Source organism: Bacillus sp. FSL R5-0712 (genome assembly GCF_038593285.1).
In the GTDB taxonomy this organism is placed as follows: Bacteria; Bacillota; Bacilli; order Bacillales; family Bacillaceae; genus Bacillus; species Bacillus safensis.
Genome location: NZ_CP151981.1, coordinates 3,171,395 through 3,193,758, shown reverse-complemented (window position 1 = coordinate 3,193,758; position 22,364 = coordinate 3,171,395). Strand labels below are relative to the sequence as shown.

The following is a 22,364-nucleotide window of genomic DNA, read 5'->3' as shown; positions in this document are numbered from 1 at the left end:
TGATGGGATTGACAGTGCAGCAATTGAAGGCAAAAACCGCAGAGTGGCTGCTCTTAAAGGTCAAATATCCGCTTGAGTATAGATTGAGCCGCCAAAGGCTGCCAGAGCTGAGTCATCAGAAGAAAATCATTCTCACGCTGCTGCCGGGCCATGATAATTTAGGGGATCATGCGATTGCCTATGCGAGTTATTGTTTTTTAAAGAAACACTTTCCAGCCTATAACATCATAGAAGTGGACATGAAAGAGATCTACCGCCTTGCCCGTCCACTAAAGCGCAGCCGGCATCCAGAAGACATCGTCTGTATGATCGGTGGGGGCAATATGGGGGATTTATACCGGTACGAAGAATGGACGAGACAATTTATCATCAAGACCTTCGAGTCCTATCCCATGATCCAGCTGCCTGCTACTGTACATTTTACAGAAACAAAGAGAGGGAAACGAGAGGAACGCCGCGCCATTCACACGTATAGTCAGCATCCAAGACTGCTCCTCATGGCAAGAGATCAAACAACCTATGAATGGATGAAGCAGCATTTTCCTGATCAAGATGTGTGGAAACAGCCTGATATGGTGCTGTCATTAGACGAATCATCAAAGGATGAAACACGTAAAGGGGTTCTGCTTTGTCTGCGTGAGGATCAAGAAGCATATCTCACAAAGGAGGAGCGCCAGCAGCTGCAGCAGCATATCCAAGAGACATATGATCAAGTCGGTTTGATCACAACGACAATTGGCAAACGAGTCGATCGAACAACTCGCTTAGAGGAGTTAACGTCTTTGTGGACGGAGTTAAAACAAGCGCAAGTCGTCGTGACAGATCGTCTGCATGGTATGATCTTTTGTGCGATCACTCATACACCGTGTGTTGTCCTTAGATCTTTTGATCATAAGGTGATGGAGGGTTTTGAGTGGGTGGCTCATCTTCCGTTTATGACCCTTTTAAAAGAACCAAATGAGGCCGCTGTGAAAGAGGCCGTTCATCAGCTGATGAAAACAAGCGGTCAAAAGGGAGAGGAAGCTGGATGAGGGCTCTTAAACGCTGCGTGAAAGCACAATGAATCGAGCGTTTCTTTATAATGCCAGTGCGAACTTAATCACGTTTGTCCTGATGATGCTTATGTCTGTTTGTTTAACACCTTATATTGTTCATACGCTTGGAGTGGAAGCATTCGGCTTAATCCATCTGACGCAAAATATGATCAACTATTTATCGGTCATTACGGCTTCGTTAAGTGCGGTTGTTGTGCGATTTTTTTCTGTGGCGGCTCATAAAGGAGAGATGGAGAAGGCGCAGCGCTATCTCGCTTCCTATTTCGTCAGTTCGTTTTTACTATCTATTAGTCTCTTTTTGCTTTGTCTTTTCGTGTCTCATCAGCTGGTTGAATGGCTTCATGTACCTGTTCATCTCGCAAAAGACACACAGACCGCCTTTATTTTAGGGGGTCTTTTATTTATGCTCAATTTCGTCATGTCTGGCATTGGGGCTGCACCGTTTTATGCGAATAAGCTCTATGTATCAAGTATTGGACAGGCGATTCAAATGTTTTTGAGGGCGCTGATGATTGTCATCCTGTTTACATGGACGACACCAGCCATTTGGCATATCCCGCTTGCGGCCGTCATAGGAAGCTTAGCGGCTATGGGAATCGGTATCTATTATTTTAAGAAACTCATCCCTTGGTTTTCATTTAAGTGGCGGCACGTCTCATTATCGTCTAGTCTCACACTTGTTCGATCAGGGATCTGGCATTCATTTGAGCAAATGGGGATTTTGTTGTTTTTACAAATTGATTTATTGATGACCAACTTGCTCATTGGAGCGGAAGCAACGGGCCAATATGCGGCAATTTTACAGTTTCCATTATTATTACGCACACTGGCAGGGACACTGGCCGTTGTGTTTGCACCAACGATCACGAAATTTTATTCGAATCAGGACAAAGAGGGACTCATTCAATATGCTGCAAACGCCATTAAGTGGAGCGGCTTATTTGTTGCGTTCCCAGCCGCACTTCTAGGAGGTCTCGCTGGTCCACTCATGCTTTTATGGCTTGGGCCTGCTTTTGAGGAGCTGAAATGGCTTCTCATGATTCATGCGGCTTATTTATGTTTGACCTTGATGTTTTTACCGCTCACATATGTGCCGACCGTGTTTAATCGATTGAAAGTTCCTGCAGTTGTCACCCTTATATTAGGTGTATCTAATGTGCTTTTTGCCTATGGATTGACTCATATGCTGCAGCTTGGTTTATATGGCATTGCATCAGCGGGGGCAATGGTTTTATTGATTAAAAATATTGTGTTTCTGCCATTTTATACGGCCAGGATCACGAATCAGAAACGCACTATCTTTTACAAGCATACACTGGTTCCACTTGCTGGAGGGCTATTTATTTGGGGCATCTGTGCGGGGATTCAGGCGGTATATAACGTGACTTCATGGTGGGAGCTGTTTTGTATTGGAGGGCTTTGTTTCATTCTCTATATGGGCTACTTGTATGTGTTTGCAGGAACGAAACGAGAGCGGATGCAGCTGATGCGTAAGGTAAAACATGCGGTCTCCCGCTAATATGAAAAGGAGATGCAATGATGAAAAGAATGATAGATGTGATGGTGGCATTGACGCTGCTCATCGCAGGCAGTCTTCTTTTACTTCTCATCTATGGACTGATTAGATGGAAAATTGGAACGCCTGTGGTGTTTCGGCAGAAGCGGCCTGGTCTGTATGGCCGGCCTTTTATGCTATATAAATTTCGGACGATGACAGATGAACGAGACGAACATGGGGTGCTGCTGCCAGATCATTTGCGATTAACAAAAACCGGTGCCTTGATTCGAAAGCTTAGTCTTGATGAATTGCCGCAGCTAGTCAATGTACTCAAAGGAGAGCTTAGTCTTGTCGGGCCAAGACCGCTTTTAATGGAGTATTTGCCTATGTATACAGAAGAACAAGCAAGGCGTCATCTTGTGAAGCCCGGCATAACAGGATGGGCACAGGTGAACGGCCGGAACACGCTTTCTTGGGAGGAGAAATTCACCTATGACCTTTGGTATGTCGAGCATCAATCGTTTTGGCTCGATATGAAAATTTTATGGATGACCTTGCTGAAAGTCATGAAAACAGAGGGGGTGCAGCAGCCGGATCATGCCACAGCTGAAAAATTTAAAGGAACCAATATGTAAGAAGCAAACCATTGGTTTAATTGGGGCCGGAGGACATAGCAAAGTCATTCAAGATCTCATTTTTGCACATGCCGATTACTCATTATGTGCGGTGTTAGATGATCAATTTGAAGAGACGGTCACTCAAAGCGGGATTTTGTATGGACCGATCTCCATGAGTGAGCAGCTGAAAGAGACAATGCCTCATATGAAATGGCTGATTGCGATCGGACAAAATGAGATCAGACAGCTCATGAAGGAACGCCTTTCATTTGAAGACACAGCATATGCCACATTGATTCACCCAGAGGCGGTCATGAGTCCGTCAGCTGTCATTGGAGGGGGGACTGTTGTGATGGCAAGGGCAGTTATTCAAGCAGATGCAGCCATCGGTGAGCATACGATTGTAAATACAGGGTCTATCGCCGAGCATGACTGTATACTCGAATCGTTTGTGCACCTGTCACCAGGCGCGGTGCTGACTGGCGGTGTATCCGTGCGGGAAGGTGCCCATGTTGGGGCTGGTGCCGTGGTGACACCGGGTATAACGATTGGAAGCTGGTCCGTCATTGGTGCTGGAGCAGCAGTGACAAGAGATATACATGATCAGAAGGTCGCTGTAGGAATTCCTGCAATAGAAATCAAAGATCGGAGAGAAGGTGGGAAGTGATGAAAGAAAGGAAGCGAATTTACTTATCTCCTCCGCATATGAGCGGAAAAGAGTCTTTCAAAATAGAGGAAGCTTTTAAGAGCAACTGGATTGCGCCGCTTGGACCGCTTGTGAATGAATTTGAACAGGCGGTGGCGGACTATGCAGGAGTGAAGACAGGAGCGGCTTTATCCTCAGGAACAGCAGCGATTCACCTTGCTTTAAAGCTGATAGGTTTGCAAAAAGGAGACATTGTCTTTTGTTCCACCCTCACGTTTGTTGCAACGGCAAATCCGATTTTATATGAACAAGCGGAGCCCGTTTTTATTGATTCTGAAAGGGAGACATGGAATATGTGCCCGCTTGCTTTAGAGAAAGCCTTGCTTGAATCAAAACGTCTTGGGAAAAAACCTCGCGCGGTCATCGTTGTCCATTTATATGGGCAAAGCGCAAAAATGGACGAGATCATGGCTCTGTGTGAAGCATATGATGTACCAGTCATTGAGGATGCGGCTGAATCGTTAGGTGCGCTTTATAAAGGAAGAAAAAGCGGCTCAATGGGCAGGTTCGGTATCTATTCTTTTAATGGAAATAAAATCATTACAACATCAGGGGGCGGAATGCTTGTGAGTGATGATGAAGCTGCGATTGAACGATGCCGCTTTCTTGCTTCACAGGCCAGAGAAAAAGCGATGCACTATGAGCATCAAGAGATGGGATACAACTATCGCATGAGCAACCTCTTAGCAGGAGTCGGGATTGCTCAAATGGAAGTGCTGGACGAGCGTGTTGAACAAAAGCGCCGCATTTTTCAGCGTTATCAGGACGCTTTATCAGAAGCAGAGGGACTTCATTTGATGCCAGAATATCAAGAAACGAAATCCAACCGCTGGCTGACGGCATTGACCATTGATCGTGACACACAATTGTCTCCAGTAGATATCATTGGTGCTTTAGAAAAAGAACAAATCGAAGCAAGGCATGTATGGAAGCCGCTGCACCAGCAGCCGCTCTTTCGTCATTGCCCTTTTTATACTGCGGAAAAAGGCACTCCTGTATCTGAGCTGTTATTTGAGCGGGGGCTTTGTCTTCCGTCTGGAACGAGCATGACAGATGCAGATCAGGAACGTATCATCCATATACTCCATGACATGCTGCGAGAAAAAACATTTACCTCTTCACAGGCTGCTCATTCGTAAGCAGCCTGTCTCTCTTTCTATCAAATTCCTCAATTTATGGAATAAATCGGAATAAGTATTGTCATTTCGTTTCAAATATGATATTGACAACGGCTTCCTTCCTCCTTAAAATGAAAATGATTATCAGCATCAATTAGGAGGAGCAACTTATGTCTATTTGGAGAAATTTTCCGAAAATTAAAATAAATTCAGTATTACCATTCCTGCTTATTTTCTTTTTACTAGTAGGATGCTCTCAAACAAACAATGGAGCAGAAGGCAATAATGATCATCCTGATATGATCACAATGGCGTGGCCAAGAGATATTGGTGAAATGAATCCACACGTATACAACCCATCACAATTATTTGCGCAATCAATGATTTATGAGCCATTGGTCAGCTATCAAAAGAATGGTAAGCTGAAACCTGAATTAGCGAAATCATGGGATGTTTCAAAGGATGGCAAGGTGTATACGTTCCATTTAAGAGACGGAGTGACTTTCTCAGACGGCTCTGAATTTAATGCGGACATTGTCAAAAAGAACTTCGATACAATTTTAAAAAATAAAGATTTACATAGCTGGTTAGGTGTCATTAAGAAAATCAAAAAGACAGAAGCCGTTGATAAAAAGACATTTAAACTCACTTTAACAGCACCATACTATCCAACTGTGCAAGAATTAGCCGTTGTTCGTCCAGTTCGTTTCTTAGGTGAAGCAGGTTTCCCTAAAAACGGAGATACGTCAAAAGGAATTGAAAAACCAGTGGGGACAGGCCCTTGGGTTTTAAAAACATATAAGAAAGATGATTATGCCATTTTCGAACGAAACGATCATTATTGGGGAGAAAAACCAAAGGTAAAAGAAATCAAGGTAAAGGTCATCCCAGATGTGGAAACGAGAGTCATGGCATTTGAAAAAGGTGATGTGGATTTACTTTACGGAGAAGGAACCATTAGCCTTGATTCCTACAAACAGCTGGAAGCAAGCGGTAAGTATGAAACGAAAATGTCAGAGCCTGTTGCAACGAGACAGCTTGTTATGAACACAAAAGTGGATCAGCTGTCAGATGAGAAAGTGCGTCATGCCCTTCAATATGCCTTCAATAAAAAATCAATGGTAGAAGGGGTCACCTCAGGTTTAGAGGAAGAAGCAGATCACATCCTGCCGACTAATATGCCGTATACGTCACACATTCAAGTGAAGTCTTTCAAATATGATGTGGACAAAGCCAAAGCATTGCTGGATGAAGCGGGCTGGACACTTCCAAAAGGAAAATCCGTTCGTGAAAAAGATGGGAAAAAGCTTGAGTTTAGTATGATGTATGACTCAGCGGAATCAATTCAAAAAGCGATGGCGGAAACGCTGCAAGCAGAATGGGCAGCCGTTGGTGTCGGCGTCAAGCTTGAGGGTGTGGATTTGGCCACACAGGTTCAACGCTTTAAAGCCAATAAGTTTGATATGAACTTCTTTAGCAACTACGGAGCGCCGTATGATCCGCATACATTTATGAACGTTCTTTCATCAGATGGTTTTGGATTCAAAGAAGCCATTTCAGCCTATCCAAATAAGGAAAAACTGATCAAAGAAATGACGGAAATTCCATCCACAACAAATGAAAAGAAACGCAAAGCACTGTATTCGTCTGTCTTATCCTCTTTACAGGATCAAGGGGCAATTGTGCCAATCTCTTATTTTAAAAAGACAGCCGTTTATCAAAAAGCTGTGAAGGACTTTGAATTCCCTGCAAATCGTGATGAACATCCTTTCACAGGCATGAAGCTGAAGTAACAGAAAGAAGGTAAGGAAATGGGCCGCTATATCGTCAAACGAGTGCTATCAATTATTCCTGTATTTTTATTAGCCACACTGCTCACAACTGGTATGATTCACCTCTCGCCAGTTGACCCGGCAGAGGCATATTTAGCAGCGGCTCATATCCAGCCTACGGATGAAATATTAGCGCAAAAACGAAGTGAATTCGGCTTAGATGAGCCGTTTTATATGCAGTATCTTCATACCATTGAAAAAGTCATTCACCTTGATTTCGGCCGGTCGTATATGTCCAATCAGCCTGTCGTTGATGAGGTGATTTATCGAATCCCGGCGACAATTCAATTGGCGCTTACCAGTCTGCTGATCGCTATTTGTGTCAGCATTCCGCTCGGCTTTTTCAGCGGCATGAGGAAAAATGGTGCCGTGGATCATGTGAGCCGGCTCATTTCTTTCTTAGGAGCATCTATCCCGACGTTTGTCTTGGGGTATTTGCTCATCTTCTTTTTTTCAGTGAAACTTGACCTCTTACCAGTTGAAGGGATTGGAACATGGGAGCATCTCATTCTGCCCTCGATCACACTTGCAGTCCCTTTAATTGCTACGTATACAAGGCTGTTACGGTCAAGTGTGAGTGAGGCGCTTCAAGAGCCTTTCGTTCAATATGCGAGAATCAGAGGTTTGAAGGAACAATCGATCATGTTCAAGCATGTGTTCAGAATTGCGATATCGCCGATGCTGACCGGACTAGGGGTGAACCTTGGCAAGCTGTTAACCGGAACCATTATTGTAGAGGCCGTTTTCTCATGGCCAGGGTTTGGCCGCTTTTTTATTGAAGCGATCTTTAACAGAGATCTGCCTGTCATTCAATTTTATGTCCTCATGTCGGCATGTATTTTTATCTTGAGCAGCTTGATCGTTGACTTAGTTCAGCTGATCATAGACCCCCGTATTTCTAGAAAGGAAGGCCGCCAGCAATGATGACAAAAGTAAAACATCTCTTCGTTCATCAAAAGATGATCTCGATCTGCGCTTTGCTGCTCGGTCTCCTGCTCATTGTCACAATATGTGCACCATGGATCGCTCCACATGATCCGGCTGCTGTCAATCTAGCAATGAAGCTAAAGGGATCTTCGTGGGAGTATCCTCTTGGAACAGATCAATTAGGACGATGCAATTTATCTCGTATTTTATATGGTGCGCGTGTTTCGCTCGGCTGTGCGTTATTAATCTTTCTTTCTTCGTTATTCATTGGATTAATTGTCGGCCTCTTTTCAGGATACAAAGGCGGCTGGATCGATCATGTTTTGATGAGAATCTGTGACGGCGTCATGGCATTTCCCAACCTGGTGCTGATTCTTGGATTAGTCGGCATCTTCGGTCCGGGACTTCCTCAAGTCGTACTTGCCTTGATGCTTGTGCAATGGGTATATTATGCCCGCGTCTTCCGAGGAATGGTGCTCAGTTTAAAAGAACAGAACTTTATTGCAGCTGCAAAAATCAGTGGGACCTCGCATTGGAACATTATGAGAAAGCATATGATTCCCAATGTCCTGCCGCCATTAGCAGTCATTGGAACACTTGAAATGGGATGGGCGATTATGGACATTTCTGCGATGTCTTTCCTCGGATTAGGGGTTCAGCCTCCTATGCCTGAATGGGGAGCGATGATTCATGAAGGGAAATCTTACATTCAAACGAATCCTCAGTTAATGCTGTACCCAGGTCTTGTGATCATGGCTGTGGTGGTTCTGTTTAATTTACTAGGAGAAGCCCTTTCAGAGAAATATGGCATCAAACGCCGTGTGTAAAGGAATGATCAATGTGCAAGAGTCCATTTTACAAGTAGAGAACCTGCATGTGCAGACGATAACTCCTCAAGGGACAACCCCTCTTATTCAAGAAGTCTCGTTTGAAGTAGGGCACGGTCAAATCCTTGGATTAATTGGTGAGAGCGGCTGCGGAAAAACAGTGACAAGTATGTCGATCTTGCATATGCTTGATCGAAAAACAACGGAAGTCACTGGCAGTATCACATTACAGGGACGAGAATTGATCGGTATAAGTGAAAAGGATATGCGTTCCATTCGGGGCAAAGACATCTCGTATATTATGCAAAATCCAATGAACAGCTTTACGCCGGTATGGACAATCGGCCATCAGCTGGTTGAAACGATCCGCCGGCATACGGCTGTCAGTAAAAGTCAGGCACGATCACAGGCAATAGATGCGTTAGCGCAAATGAATCTGCCGCAGCCAGACCAGCTGTTCAATAAGTATCCTTTTGAATTAAGCGGAGGGATGCTGCAGCGTGTCATGATCGCCATGGCTGCCTGTATGCACCCGCCCCTCATCATTGCAGATGAGCCGACAACTGCATTAGATGTACACAATCAGAAACGGGTGCTTCAGCATTTGAACCAAATTCGTCATGACTATGGAACGGCCATTTTACTCATTACCCACGATCTTGGTGTCATTGCTGAAATGGCAGATCAAGTTGTCGTCATGAAACAAGGAGAAATTGTTGAAAAGGCAGGAGTTCTTGAGATTTTTGAACAACCAAAACATGATTATACAAAAAAACTATTAGCAGCTCGTCCATCGATTCCAGCTGTTTGCCCGATTTGAGGTGAGAAGGCCCTTGCATTTATTAGAAGTGAAAGCAGTCAGTCATGCATACACGAACCGGTCGTTTCTAATGAGAAAAAAAGGAGCAGCCCCTGTCCTGAAAAGCGTCGATTTAACTATTGAAGAAGGCACCTGCCTTGGGCTGCTAGGGCAAAGCGGCGCAGGGAAAAGTACACTTGGCCGCATCATACTTGGTCTAGAGAAGCCAAGAGCTGGACAGGTTCTTTTCGAAGGTCAGGATGTCTATCGTGCAGATCAGCAAACACGTAAGCATTTTCGCCGGCATGTGCAAGCGGTGTTTCAGGATTCCTATTCGGCGGTAAATCCAAGGTGGACAGTCGAACAAATTTTATCTGAGCCGCTTGAAAACTACGAATCCATGAGCCGGAAGGAACGTAAAAATGTATTGATTCACTGGCTGGAAAGAGTCGGGCTCGGTGAAAAGGATTTGTGTAAATATCCACACCAATTCAGCGGCGGCCAGCTGCAAAGGATCAACATCGCTAGAGCTTTATTGCTCCAGCCAAAGCTCATTGTGCTTGATGAATCTGTCAGCAGCTTAGACATGGTGACGCAGGCTGTCATTTTAGATTTATTAGTAGAATTAAAGAAGGAGCTCGGTGTGGCTTACTTATTTATTACACATGATATAACAGCAGCCTATCACTTATGTGATCAATTGGCGATTCTTGATCAAGGAGAGCTAGCTGCCCAATTTCAATCAAAGGATGACTTCTTTTCATCAGAAGAGGAAGCGGTGCGGAAAATGAGAGATGCAATGCTCGCAGACCATCCTTTGTCACGAACGATTGGCAGACCGGTTCGGTAAAACTTCATTTTATCAATGCCTCAGCGTGCAGCCAAAGCGTCGCATTCGGTAAAAAGCAAAGAGCGAAAGCCCCTTTGCAGGCAATCTGCGCCTCTTTTAGAAAGAGGCTATTTTTCATGAAAGGCAGGTGGCATCGTGAACCATCGAGCGTATTTAGCTTTGGCCATTCCTTTAACAATTTCAACGATGACCACTCCATTACTGGGAGCTGTTGATACAGCGGTTGTCGGTCAGCTGGCAAATCCCGCTTATATTGGAGGCGTTGCGGTCGGCAGTCTCATTTTCAGTACATTATATTGGCTGTTTGGTTTTTTGCGGGTAAGTACATCTGCTTTTGCCGCCCAGGCAAACGGTGCACAGAATGAGGAGCAGGGCGTTCTTGCTTTTCTAAGACCTTTTTTTGTCGCCATCATTGTCGGACTTTGTTTTATTGCCCTGCAATGGCCGATCATTCAATCTGCTTTTCTAGTGATCTCTCCTGATGCTGATGTCCGTCAATTTGCCGCAGACTATTTTCATATTCGCATTTGGGGAGCGCCATTTACTTTAATGAATTATGTTATATTGGGCTGGCTGATGGGGATGGCTAAAATGAAAGAAGCTCTTTCATTACAAATCTTGATCAATGTCATGAATATGGCGCTCGCATTTCTGCTTGCTCATGTGTTTTCGTTTGCAGTCAAAGGGGTAGCGGCGGCGACATTGATATCTGAACTAACCGCTTTTGTGTTAGGGGCATGGATCATTCTGAAGCATTCGTCAAACGGATTCAAGATGCCTTCCATCAAGAAAATCATGGATACTCAGGCAGTGAAGAAAATGTTTCATGTGAATAAAGATTTGTTCATTAGGACGATCTGTCTGCTAGTGGTCATCAATATGTTTACGGCAAAAGGTGCTTCTTTTGGTACAGAGCTGCTGGCAGCCAATGCCATCTTATTTCAAATTCACTACATCATGGCTTATTTGTTCGATGGTTTTGCCAATGCGTCCAGCATCCTTGTTGGCAGGTCAGTTGGTGCAAATGACCGCACCCTTTATGAAAAAACCTTAACCCTTTCGAGGCAGTGGGCACTTGTGATGGCATGTGTCATTGCGGCGGTTTATTTTTTATTAAAAGAGCCGATATTGAGCTTGTTTACAAATCTCCCTCAGCTGCTAGATGTGACATTACACTATGCAGACTGGCTTGTTCTTTATCCATTTGCAGCTTGTTTCGGATTGGTCATTTACGGCGTATTTACAGGTGCAACAGAAATTGCCCCTGTTAGAAATTCGATGCTGTTTGCGATGATTTTGTTTATCGTCGTTCAAACCGCAGTCACGCCCATTTGGCACAATCATGGCCTATGGTTTGCCTTTATCATCTATACTGTAGGGCGGTCTGGCTTTTTAATGATGTATAAATCGAGGCTGGATCAGAAGCTTTTTGCATATGATAAACACCCTTTGCCATCTTGACAAAAGGGTGTTCTTTTTCGTTCATTCGCTTTCTTTTTTCACCTTTTGATAGGCTTCATCAAGATACTGAATTCGCTTCAATACAACCGCATTTTTGGTCAGCTGGTCTTGAACAAGCGTTGACACCACTGAGCGGTAATAGGCATTCATCGCATGAACCTTGTCTTCATTTTGGTTCATGGCGATGTGCTGCTTCAAGTTGTCGACAAAGTATGGAACGGAAAAAAGTTCAGACATAGAAATCACTCCTATTTCGTATATACGGTCCGTCAATCTTCATGTAAAATGATGAGAGGGAGGGGAGACAATGAGCCTTAAACTGCAACAAGAACAGGTATTAAAGCAGGTGCTCACACAAGAACTTAGGCAGGCCATTACGCTGCTGCAGCTGAATTGCGCAGAGCTCGGCGAGTATCTTGACCAGTTAGCGCTTGAGAACCCTCTGATTGAGCGGAAAGACACGGACAGCTATCAACCAGTTTATCATAAAAAATCACAAGATCGAATGACAGAGCCGTATCGAACGCATCAAAAAGAAAGCCTGCAAATGTTTTTAAAAAGACAGGCGATTGATTTGAATTTAAGTGAAAAGAATCAAAGAATCTTTCACTTTATGATTGACTCCATTGATTCCAATGGCTATCTAAATGAACCGATTGACGCAATGGCAGCTGTCTTAGAGGTGCCAGCTGAAGAAGTAGAAGCTGTCCTTCATCAGCTGCAATCGCTGGAGCCTGCCGGGATTGGCGCAAGATCATTGCAGGAATGCATCCTCCTTCAGCTGAGAAGGAAAAAGAAGCGCTGGTATGAAGCCGAGCTGATCATCGAAGAGCATTTCTTTCTTTTTGCCAGGAAGGCTTGGAAGGAAATTGCGGCCAAAACAGGTGTTTCAATGAAAACACTCCAGGCGGTACAAGATGAAGTGTCTCAGCTTGAACCAAGACCAGGCCTTCATTTCTCATTTGATGAAGAGCATGTGTATATAGAGCCTGATGTGACAATTACTGTGGTGCAGGATCACATCACATTTGAGCTGAATCAGCGCGCTTTTCCAGACGTAGAAATGAATGAAGGCTACTTCGCCATGATTCAAGACCAAAAGCGGCATGAAGCATATGCGTATTTAAAGGAAAAAGAGCAGCAGTACAATTGGCTTGTCCAAGCGCTGAAGCAAAGAAAGCAAACGATGACTCATGTCGTTCGTGAGATTATCTCACATCAGACCGATTTTTTTCTAACAGGGAAACATAAAATGAAACCGCTTACGATGAAGCGGATTGCAGATATACTGCAAGTCCATGAGTCAACAGTCAGCCGGACTGTAAAAGGGAAAATGGTGCAAACCCCTTATGGTCTTATGGAAATGAAACAATTTTTCCAAGCGAAATTAGAAGGGCATTCGCTAGAAGAGGCGTCCAGCTACACAGTCAAAACGCACATTGCAGAGCTCATCCAAACGGAAAATAAGAAAAAACCGTATTCAGATCAGCAAATCATGACACTGCTTCAGCAAACCTTTGGCATCCGCGCGTCGCGCAGAACCATTGCAAAATATCGTGAACAAATGAATCTTCCGTCCTCTACGCTGCGGAAGCGATACGATTAAAAAGAAGTACTTGCCAGAACATGGCACGTGCTTCTTTTTTGTTGAAAGCAAGGCAGCTCGAAGATTTCTTGAAAATTAAAGAGGGGAGACGTGTGATCGGAAATTTTGGGGTAAAGTATAAGATAGGGCATGAGCCGATAGGGATAGACAACAGTGATGAGGTGAGACCAATTGAAATATAAACAAATTAAAACAAAAAAAATATATGAAGAAATTGCGGATGCATTAATTGAATCCATTCGTACAGGTGAGCTTCTTCCAGGGGAAAAATTAGATTCGGTTCAAGCGCTTTCAGAAAGCTTTCAAGTCAGCCGTTCCGCTGTAAGAGAGGCACTGTCTGCTCTCAAAGCGATCGGATTAATAGAGATGAAGCAAGGGGAAGGCACATATGTGAAGCAGTTTGATCCTGAGCAGCTCACATTTAGCCTGTCTCCTGCATTTTTGATGAAGCAGCATGATGTCACACAGCTCCTTGAATTAAGAACCATAATTGAGACGGGTGCTGTTAAAAAGGCAGCGCTCATGCGAACGGACGATGACCTTCATCAGCTGCGTGAGGCACTCGAACAAATGAAACTCGCAGAAGCACATAAAGAAACTGGTGAAGAGGCAGACCTCGCATTCCATCTCGCTTTAGCCAAAGCCTCAAAGAATGATTTATTAAAAGCGTTAATGAATCAGGTCTCCACCTTGCTGGTAGAAACGATGCGGGAGACGAGAAAAGTCGTCTTATTTTCAAGAAAAGCCTCCATTCGGCAGCTTTACAAAGAACATGAACACATTTACAAAGCCGTCATGGCAAGACAGCCAGAAGAAGCAGAAAGAGCGATGCTCACGCATTTAAAAAATGTAGAAAAACTGCTGAGTGATGTGAGTCAAGAACCGGCAGGACAGTCAGAACCACAGTAAGCTGTGCCGAATGAGGGCACAGCTCTATTATTAACGAGAAATATGCAGTTTTTTCATGCGATATTGCAGACTTTGCCTGCTCATGCCCAATAACTTTGCAGTCTGTGAAATATTATCGTCCATTTTTTCTAAGTAATGGACGATGTATTGTTTTTCGAATCGTTCCATTTGGGTTTGAAAATCAGTCGTATGTTCTGGGCTTGTATAAATAAACGTGTCAGCTGCGGTATGCTGCAAAGGGTTCGTCTGTAATTGCGCTGCAGGACGGCCTTCCCTATGTTTAAATCTAAAATGATATGGAAGGTGATGCATGCATAAGTAATCCTCATCCATCATCATATTCATCCCCGCTTCAATCACATGCTCCAGTTCTCGTACATTACCCGGCCAATCATACGCTTGAAAAAGGGCTAGTACCTCTTCATCAGCCGCCTTCACCTTCATTTGAAACAGCTCATTATATTTTTGAATAAAATGACTGACAAATGTAGGAATGTCTTCTTTTCGTTCAGAAAGCGGCGGAATAAATAGGGTGACAATACCCAGCCGGTAAAATAAATCCTTGCGCATGCGTCCGCCTGCGATTGCATCTACAGGATCCTCATTCATATTGGCAATGACTCTTACATCAACAGCGATTTCTTTTGTGCTGCCAAGCCTTCTCACACGTTTCTCCTGTAATACACGCAGCAGTTTTGCTTGAAGACCAGGATTTAATGAGTTGATCTCATCAAGCAGCAGTGTACCTCCCTGCGCCTGTTCAAATAAGCCGGGCTGATCAGTTGCGCCTGTAAAAGCCCCTTTTTGTGTACCAAAGAGCAGACTTTCAATGAGATTATCAGGCAGTGCCGCGCAATTTTGGGTAATAAATGGTCCAGATGATCGGCTGCTGCCGTTATGAATACTTTGCGCAAATAGTTCTTTTCCTGTCCCTGTTTCTCCAACAATGAGCACATAGGAAGAGGTGCGTGTCGCTCGTTTTGCATGCTCAATCACCTCTAAAAACGCAGGGCTTTGTCCAATAATGGAATCAAAGGTAAAGCGCGTGCTTCCTTTTTTCTTCATATTGTGATGAATCAACCGTTCCAGCTTCGTCACATCATTCGAAATTTCAACCGCTCCTTGGATAAGGCCGTCTCGAACGAGCGGGTATGTATGATTAATCGTTGTGATTTCTTTTCCATTGTAATTATGATACGTCTGCTTTGCATGAACGGTTTGTTTCCCGGTACGCAGCGCTTGGACAAGCGTACTGTGCATTTCGTCTTGGAAGACGAAGAGGTCTAATACATTTTTATGGAGAACATCAGAGCGTTTCAAAGACTCAATCTCCATCATTTTTTTATTATAAACAACAGTATTGCCATTCTCGTCAATTGCATGAACCCCGACATCTATTAAATCAAGCATTTGTTTATACAGATCAATCTCATTTTCCAGCTTTGCAGTATACTGATCTTCTTTCATTGAAGCACCTCCAGACGTTACCTCTATTTTAACATGAAAAATTTTGCGGTTCCCTCTAAAAAATTTGGCAGATGCAAAGATATTTTGCATAAAGAATCAGATCAATCACCGCTACAATGCGGGCAGAAAGTTGGCACGATCCTTGCATATCATATGTGTGTAGATAAAAGAGGGTAGCTTATAGAAGGAGGAATAGACGATGACACAGACAAATGAATTGATTCAACAAACCGAACAATACGGTGCGGCAAACTATCATCCGCTGCCAATTGTGATTTCAGAGGCTGAAGGAGTTTGGGTGACAGACCCTGAAGGCAATCGATATATGGATATGCTGAGTGCGTATTCCGCGGTGAACCAAGGCCATCGCCATCCCCGCATTATTGAGGCGCTCAAAAAACAGGCAGACCGTGTGACACTGACTTCAAGAGCTTTTCACAATGATCAGCTTGGCCCTTGGTATGAGAAAATTTGTCAAATGACGAATAAAGAGATGGCACTCCCGATGAATACTGGCGCTGAGGCTGTAGAAACAGCTGTAAAAGCAGCAAGACGCTGGGGCTATGACGTCAAGGGAATCGAAGACAATCGCGCAGAAATCATTGCGTGCGTCGGTAACTTCCATGGCAGAACGATGACAGCTGTTTCCCTTTCTTCTGAAGCAGAATATCAAAGAGGTTTCGGTCCAATGCTTCCAGGCATTAAACTGATTCCTTACGGAGATATTGAAGCGTTACGTGAAGCCATCACACCACAAACAGCGGCTTTTCTGATCGAACCTATTCAAGGAGAAGCGGGAATTGTCATGCCGCCAGAAGGCTTCTTGAAGGAAGCGAAAGCGCTTTGTGAAAAAGAACATGTGCTGTTCATTGCGGATGAAATTCAGGTCGGATTAGCGCGAACAGGTAAGATGTTTGCATGTGACTGGGAAGACATTGAGCCAGATATGCTGATTCTTGGAAAAGCTTTAGGCGGCGGTGTATTCCCAATCTCGTGTGTGGTCGCAAACCGCGATATATTAGGTGTGTTTAACCCTGGATCTCATGGCTCTACCTTCGGCGGAAATCCTCTTGCGTGTGCGGTGTCGCTGGCTGCACTGGATGTCTTAATCGACGAAAACCTTGCAGCGCGTTCTTTGGAGCTTGGCGAATACTTAAAAGACAAACTCACGCGCATTCAAAGTCCTGTCATCAAGGAAGTGCGGGGCCGCGGATTATTTATCGGCATGGAGCTGACAGAGGCAGCGAGACCTTATTGTGAGAAGCTAAAACAAGCAGGGCTGTTATGTAAGGAAACTCATGAGACCGTCATCCGCTTTGCACCGCCTCTCACGATATCTAAAGAAGATTTAGACTGGGCGATTGGTCATATTGAAGCATTATTTCAAGCATAAATGTCAAAGGGGGAGAAACCTTCACTTTCTCCCTTTCTCTTTCAACGAACAGCGAATTTTGTCAAAGGATGATGAATAGAAGAGTGAAAGTGGGGAAGCGGATTTGAACCAAGAACAGCATAATGAACTAGAACGTTCCATGAAAAGCAGGCATCTCTTTATGATTGCCTTAGGCGGCGTCATTGGTACTGGTCTTTTCCTTGGGTCAGGACTCATTATCCATCAGGCTGGACCCGGGGGAGCCATTCTATCCTTTATCATTGGCGGATTGTTAATGTATTTGGTGATGCTCTGTCTTGGAGAATTAGCGGTGGCGATGCCTACAGCGGGTTCCTTTCAGGAGTATGCAACCAAATATATAGGTCCGTCCACAGGCTTTATGATCGGCTGGCTTTATTGGTTTAGCTGGGCATGTACAATAGGACTGGAGTTTACGTCAGCAGGAATTTTGCTCCAAAGGTGGTTCCCAGATATCCCTGTTTGGCTTTGGTGTCTTGCATTTAGCGTGATTTTATTTGCCGTGAATGCCATCTCAGCTCGCAGCTTTGCTGAAACCGAGTTTTGGTTTTCAGCCATTAAGGTCGCTGCCATCCTATTATTTATTATCATTGGAATTGGCGCAATTTTCGGAATGATTCATCTGAAAGATGGAGAACCAGCCCCTCTATTTCGTCATTTGACGGATCATGGCGGACTATTTCCTAACGGCGTTTTTGCTATTTTATTAACCATGGTCACGGTCAATTTCTCCTTCCAAGGAACAGAACTTGTAGGGATTGCAGCAGGAGAGAGTGAAAGCCCTGAAAAAACATTGCCTCGTTCTATACGAAATATTATTTGGAGAACGATGGTCTTTTTCGTTTTATCCATTGCGGTTCTGGCCGCGCTTCTTCCGTGGCAGACAGCAGGCACTGTCGACAGCCCGTTTGTCGTCGTGCTGGACAAGGTCGGTATACCATATGCGGCAGATATCATGAATTTTATCATCATCACAGCCGTATTATCTGTAGCAAACTCTGGATTATATGCATCATCACGTATGCTTTGGTCGCTGTCGAAAGACGGGAAAGGACCTGAATTTACGAAAAAGCTGTCCAAGCGTAAAATTCCGATCAATGCACTATTGGTGACAATGGTCGTATCTGCACTATCCCTGCTGACAAGTGTTGTGGCTCCAAAAACGGTGTATGTGTGGCTCATTTCTATTTCTGGTATGGTTCTTGTTGTGGTATGGATGTCTATTTGCTTGTCTCAGTATTTCTTTAGAAAACAATTCCTAAAGGCGGGCGGAGATGTAAAGGATCTCGTCTTCCGAACACCGCTCTATCCATTTGTTCCACTAGCAGGCTTTATCGCATTTGGCATTGTCCTCATCAGCTTATTTTTTATCGAGGATCAGCGGATCGGTCTTTATTGCGGAATCCCGTTCATGGCTGCCTGCTACATTATTTATTATCTCAAAATCAAACCGAAGGAAGAGGCCAAACAGTTTGGAACCATCACAAAAACATAAGCAGGTCCTGAAAAAAATGTGCATGCTCATATCACCAGCATGCACATTTTCCATCGTGAATACATTCTATATAAAAGAAAATAAATATTTTGAAAAGAAATATCATCGCAAGAACCTTGATGACAAGCAGGCTATCGGTGAAAATGTGTCTATTTTTTGTCTAAATGTGTTTGTAAGAGTTGAAAATGCAAGATTATCCTGTTAAAATAATTAAAGAAAGCAGGGATTGATTTTTTTTGGCTGTGGCGGGACGTTTTTTGTCACAGTGGGACGTTTTTAGTCCAACGTGAAAAGGAAGGGTCGTTAGCCATGAATCGTTTATTGGAAGCTCAAAAAAAATTATTGCCAGATCTTCTCATTGTTATGCAAAAACGCTACGACATTTTGCAGTACATCAGATTAGCTGAACCGATTGGCCGCAGAAGTCTTGCGACAAGTCTTGGTCTCAGTGAGCGCATCTTACGTGCTGAAGTTCAGTTTTTAAAAGAACAAAATCTGCTGGATGTGAAAACGAGCGGTATGATGCTGACGAGTGAGGGTCACGCTTTGCTTGAAATGCTTGAAGGAATGATGAAGGACGTTTTAGGTTTAACCTTTTTGGAAAATACATTAAAGAGAAAGTTAGGCCTGGAAGAAGTCATGATCGTTTCTGGAGACAGTGACGAATCCCCGTGGGTGAAGCAAGAAATGGGAAGAGCTGCTGTCCAATGCATGAAAAAAAGGTTTACTGGAAATAATATCGTCGCCGTCACTGGCGGAACGACGATGGAAGCCGTTGCCGAAATGATGACCCCTGATGCCAAAAACCGCGATACGATGTTTGTCCCTGCGAGAGGCGGTCTTGGGGAGAATGTAAAAAATCAGGCAAACACCATTTGTGCCCACATGGCTGAAAAAGCTTCCGGTACTTACAAACTGCTGTTTGTTCCAGGGCAGCTGTCAGAAGGTGCTTACTCTTCCATTATTGAAGAGCCGTCCGTCAAAGAAGTGCTTCAAACGATTAAATCGTCCACGATGCTTATTCATGGTATTGGTGAAGCAAAGACAATGGCGATGAGACGAAATACACCAGCTGAAGATTTAAAAAAGATTGATGAGCATGACGCAGTGACAGAGGCCTTTGGCTATTACTTTAATCGTGATGGTGAGGTCGTACACAAAGTGCACTCCGTCGGCATGCAGCTAGATGATCTAGAAAGCATTCCACACATCATTGCTGTTGCAGGTGGATCATCAAAGGCGGGGGCGATTGAAGCTTATTTCAAAAAACCGCGCCGAACGGTTCTCGTCACAGACGAAGGAGCCGCAAAAGAGTTATTAAGGGAGTCAATTGATCCCTCAATATAAAACATTGTGACCTATAAAAGGAGGAAACATCATGGCAGTAAAAGTCGGTATTAACGGATTTGGACGTATTGGACGTAACGTATTTCGTGCAGCATTAAATAATCCTGAAGTTGAGGTAGTAGCGGTTAACGATCTAACAGATGCTAACATGCTTGCACACCTTTTACAATATGACTCTGTTCACGGAAAACTAGATGCAGAGGTTTCTGTAGACGGTACAAACTTAGTAGTGAACGGTAAAACAATCGAAGTATCAGCTGAGCGTGACCCTGCGAAATTAAGCTGGGGTAAACAAGGCGTAGAAATCGTTGTTGAATCTACTGGATTCTTCACAAAACGTGCAGACGCTGCGAAACACTTAGAAGCTGGCGCTAAAAAAGTCATCATCTCTGCTCCTGCTAACGAAGAAGATATCACAATCGTTATGGGTGTAAACGAAGACAAATACGATGCAGCTAGCCACGATGTCATCTCTAATGCATCTTGTACGACAAACTGCTTAGCTCCATTTGCAAAAGTACTTAACGATAAATTTGGTATCAAACGCGGTATGATGACAACTGTTCACTCATACACAAATGACCAGCAAATTCTTGATCTTCCGCACAAAGACTACCGTCGTGCTCGTGCAGCTGCGGAAAACATCATCCCAACTTCTACAGGTGCTGCGAAAGCTGTTTCACTTGTATTGCCTGAACTTAAAGGTAAATTAAACGGTGGCGCTATGCGTGTTCCAACACCTAACGTTTCTTTAGTTGACCTTGTTGCTGAATTAAACCAAGATGTAACAGCTGAAGACGTAAATGCAGCACTTAAAGAAGCAGCTGAAGGAGAACTTAAAGGAATCCTTGGCTACAGCGAAGAGCCGTTAGTATCTGGTGACTACAATGGTAATCCAAACTCTTCAACAATCGATGCTCTTTCTACAATGGTAATGGAAGGCAGCATGGTGAAAGTAATCTCTTGGTACGATAACGAGAGCGGATATTCTCACCGCGTTGTTGACCTTGCAGCTTACATTGCAAAACAAGGTCTTTAATTTCTCACACTGAAGGAACTCACTTGGTTCTTTCCTAGAGACACGATATAATGAAGACGGACAAGGGAAGGGGAAGCATCCCTTTCCCTTTTTCTCTGTTTTTATCCGTTCTGCACGATTTCTCGTTTTGATGAGGGCAAAATGGGAAAAGGATAAAGAGAGTCTTGTCCAATGCGTAAGGAAACCAGAATAAAGGAGGATCTCCTGACGAGCATGAATAAGAAATCAGTAAAAGACATTGACGTAAAAGGTAAAGTTGTGTTCTGCCGCGTAGATTTTAACGTTCCGATGAAGGACGGAGAAGTGACGGATGATACTCGTATCCGCGCAGCATTACCAACAATTGAGTATTTAACAGGACAAGGCGCAAAGGTACTGCTAGCTAGTCATTTGGGTCGTCCGAAGGGTCAAGTTACTGAAGAACTGCGTCTGACACCTGTGGCAAAACGTCTGCAAGAGCTTTTTGGAAAAGAAGTGAAAAAAGCAGATGAAGCTTACGGCGACAACGTGAAAAAGCAAATCTCTGACTTAAAAGAAGGAGATGTGCTAGTGCTTGAAAACGTTCGTTTCTATCCTGGTGAAGAAAAGAACGATCCTGAATTATCAAAAGCATTTGCTGATTTAGCCGATGTGTATGTCAATGATGCGTTCGGTGCTGCACACCGTGCACATGCATCGACAGCTGGTATTGCAGCTTATCTTCCGGCTGTTTCAGGCTTCCTCATGCAAAAAGAGCTTGAGGTTCTAGGGAAAGCCATTTCAAATCCTGATCGCCCATTTACAGCGATTATCGGCGGCGCAAAGGTAAAGGATAAAATCGGTGTAATTGAAAGTCTTCTTGATAAAGTGGACAACCTCATCATCGGCGGCGGACTTGCTTACACATTTGTGAAAGCACTTGGCCACGAGGTAGGGAAATCTCTATTAGAAGAAGACAAAGTCGATTTAGCGAAATCCTTTATGGACCGTGCAAAAGAAAAAGGCGTGAACTTCCTGATTCCAACAGATGTTCTGGTAGCCGACGACTTTTCAAATGATGCAAATACAAGCATTGTGCCAATCTCTGAAATTCCAAGTGATCTAGAAGCACTTGATATTGGAACAGAGACAAGAGAAAAGTATGCTGACGTTATTAAAAACAGCAAACTTGTTGTCTGGAACGGACCAATGGGTGTATTTGAAATCGATGCATTCGCTAAAGGAACAAAAGCTATCGCAGAAGCACTGGCAGAAGCAAAAGATACATATTCTGTCATTGGTGGTGGAGATTCAGCAGCAGCTGTTGAGAAATTTGGTCTTGCCGATCAGATGAGCCATATTTCTACAGGCGGCGGCGCTTCACTTGAATTTATGGAAGGCAAAGAACTTCCTGGTGTTACTGCATTAAACGATAAATAAGA

The 22,364-nt window shown here is 43.9% G+C and carries 20 protein-coding genes; 18 read left to right on the top strand and 2 right to left on the bottom strand.

Features of this window, described 5'->3' with window-relative positions; translation table 11 throughout:
• The first annotated feature begins 2 nt into the window (after positions 1 to 2).
• From NSU11_RS16565 to NSU11_RS16515, 11 genes are all read left to right on the top strand, one after another.
• Positions 3 to 1,031: a polysaccharide pyruvyl transferase family protein gene (locus NSU11_RS16565; RefSeq protein ID WP_342493677.1), complete on the top strand. Its 1,029-nt coding sequence runs from the start codon at positions 3 to 5 to the stop codon at positions 1,029 to 1,031.
• Positions 1,032 to 1,059: 28 nt separating this feature from the next.
• Entirely contained in the window at positions 1,060 to 2,574 is a 1,515-nt protein-coding gene (locus tag NSU11_RS16560) for an MATE family efflux transporter (protein WP_133744546.1), read from the top strand.
• 20 nt (positions 2,575 to 2,594) lie between these two features.
• Positions 2,595 to 3,188 carry a sugar transferase gene (locus tag NSU11_RS16555; protein ID WP_133744547.1) on the top strand — a complete coding sequence of 198 codons (594 nt, stop codon included), beginning with the start codon at positions 2,595 to 2,597 and terminating at the stop codon, positions 3,186 to 3,188.
• Positions 3,151 to 3,837: an acetyltransferase gene (locus NSU11_RS16550; protein WP_024423517.1), complete on the top strand. Its 687-nt coding sequence runs from the start codon at positions 3,151 to 3,153 to the stop codon at positions 3,835 to 3,837. Before NSU11_RS16555 ends, NSU11_RS16550 begins: the two co-directional genes overlap by 38 nt.
• Positions 3,837 to 5,015: an aminotransferase class I/II-fold pyridoxal phosphate-dependent enzyme gene (locus NSU11_RS16545; RefSeq protein WP_151862880.1), complete on the top strand. Its 1,179-nt coding sequence runs from the start codon at positions 3,837 to 3,839 to the stop codon at positions 5,013 to 5,015. Before NSU11_RS16550 ends, NSU11_RS16545 begins: the two co-directional genes overlap by 1 nt.
• 149 nt (positions 5,016 to 5,164) lie before the next feature.
• Positions 5,165 to 6,787, top strand: coding sequence for a nickel ABC transporter substrate-binding protein (nikA, locus tag NSU11_RS16540; protein ID WP_342493676.1), 1,623 nt, complete (start codon positions 5,165 to 5,167; stop codon positions 6,785 to 6,787).
• 18 nt (positions 6,788 to 6,805) lie between these two features.
• Complete coding sequence (nikB, locus tag NSU11_RS16535; protein ID WP_024423514.1) at positions 6,806 to 7,750, top strand: nickel ABC transporter permease subunit NikB; 945 nt, start codon at positions 6,806 to 6,808, stop codon at positions 7,748 to 7,750.
• Positions 7,747 to 8,580 (top strand): nickel ABC transporter permease subunit NikC, encoded by an 834-nt coding sequence (nikC, locus tag NSU11_RS16530; protein WP_024423513.1) that lies wholly within the window; start codon positions 7,747 to 7,749, stop codon positions 8,578 to 8,580. Before nikB ends, nikC begins: the two co-directional genes overlap by 4 nt.
• A 4-nt stretch (positions 8,581 to 8,584) precedes the next feature.
• Complete coding sequence (locus NSU11_RS16525; RefSeq protein ID WP_187470515.1) at positions 8,585 to 9,400, top strand: ABC transporter ATP-binding protein; 816 nt, start codon at positions 8,585 to 8,587, stop codon at positions 9,398 to 9,400.
• 13 nt (positions 9,401 to 9,413) lie between these two features.
• Positions 9,414 to 10,229 (top strand): nickel import ATP-binding protein NikE, encoded by an 816-nt coding sequence (nikE, locus tag NSU11_RS16520; protein ID WP_149126276.1) that lies wholly within the window; start codon positions 9,414 to 9,416, stop codon positions 10,227 to 10,229.
• Between the two features lie 135 nt (positions 10,230 to 10,364).
• Complete coding sequence (locus NSU11_RS16515; RefSeq protein ID WP_149126277.1) at positions 10,365 to 11,690, top strand: MATE family efflux transporter; 1,326 nt, start codon at positions 10,365 to 10,367, stop codon at positions 11,688 to 11,690.
• 21 nt (positions 11,691 to 11,711) lie between these two features.
• On the opposite strand, the gene yvfG is transcribed toward NSU11_RS16515, so the two are convergent.
• Positions 11,712 to 11,927, bottom strand: coding sequence for a protein YvfG (yvfG, locus tag NSU11_RS16510; protein ID WP_342493675.1), 216 nt, complete (start codon positions 11,925 to 11,927; stop codon positions 11,712 to 11,714).
• A 70-nt stretch (positions 11,928 to 11,997) separates the two neighbouring features.
• Between yvfG and rpoN the strand changes: the two genes are divergently transcribed.
• Both rpoN and NSU11_RS16500 read left to right on the top strand, forming a co-directional pair.
• On the top strand, positions 11,998 to 13,296 hold the full coding sequence (gene rpoN, locus NSU11_RS16505; RefSeq protein WP_149126278.1) for an RNA polymerase factor sigma-54: 1,299 nt from the start codon (positions 11,998 to 12,000) through the stop codon (positions 13,294 to 13,296).
• 171 nt (positions 13,297 to 13,467) lie between these two features.
• The gene (locus NSU11_RS16500; RefSeq protein ID WP_024423507.1) at positions 13,468 to 14,205 is read left to right on the top strand and encodes a FadR/GntR family transcriptional regulator; all 738 of its coding nucleotides are present in this window, start codon (positions 13,468 to 13,470) and stop codon (positions 14,203 to 14,205) included.
• Between the two features lie 30 nt (positions 14,206 to 14,235).
• Here NSU11_RS16500 and NSU11_RS16495 read toward each other — a convergent pair whose 3' ends face one another.
• A complete protein-coding gene (locus NSU11_RS16495; protein ID WP_025094033.1) occupies positions 14,236 to 15,672 on the bottom strand; it encodes a sigma-54-dependent Fis family transcriptional regulator in 1,437 nt (478 codons plus the stop codon).
• A gap of 199 nt (positions 15,673 to 15,871) precedes the next feature.
• Between NSU11_RS16495 and NSU11_RS16490 the strand changes: the two genes are divergently transcribed.
• The 5 genes from NSU11_RS16490 (at position 15,872) to NSU11_RS16470 (ending at position 22,362) form a co-directional block, all read left to right on the top strand.
• On the top strand, positions 15,872 to 17,065 hold the full coding sequence (locus tag NSU11_RS16490) for an ornithine--oxo-acid transaminase (protein WP_024426076.1): 1,194 nt from the start codon (positions 15,872 to 15,874) through the stop codon (positions 17,063 to 17,065).
• 139 nt (positions 17,066 to 17,204) lie between these two features.
• On the top strand, positions 17,205 to 18,578 hold the full coding sequence (locus NSU11_RS16485; RefSeq protein WP_234107949.1) for an amino acid permease: 1,374 nt from the start codon (positions 17,205 to 17,207) through the stop codon (positions 18,576 to 18,578).
• A 309-nt stretch (positions 18,579 to 18,887) separates the two neighbouring features.
• Positions 18,888 to 19,925: a sugar-binding transcriptional regulator gene (locus tag NSU11_RS16480; RefSeq protein ID WP_024423502.1), complete on the top strand. Its 1,038-nt coding sequence runs from the start codon at positions 18,888 to 18,890 to the stop codon at positions 19,923 to 19,925.
• A gap of 31 nt (positions 19,926 to 19,956) precedes the next feature.
• Complete coding sequence (gap, locus tag NSU11_RS16475) at positions 19,957 to 20,964, top strand: type I glyceraldehyde-3-phosphate dehydrogenase (protein ID WP_024423501.1); 1,008 nt, start codon at positions 19,957 to 19,959, stop codon at positions 20,962 to 20,964.
• A gap of 213 nt (positions 20,965 to 21,177) precedes the next feature.
• Positions 21,178 to 22,362, top strand: a complete 1,185-nt coding sequence (locus NSU11_RS16470) for a phosphoglycerate kinase (protein WP_149126280.1) — start codon at positions 21,178 to 21,180, stop codon at positions 22,360 to 22,362.
• Positions 22,363 to 22,364 lie beyond the last annotated feature (2 nt).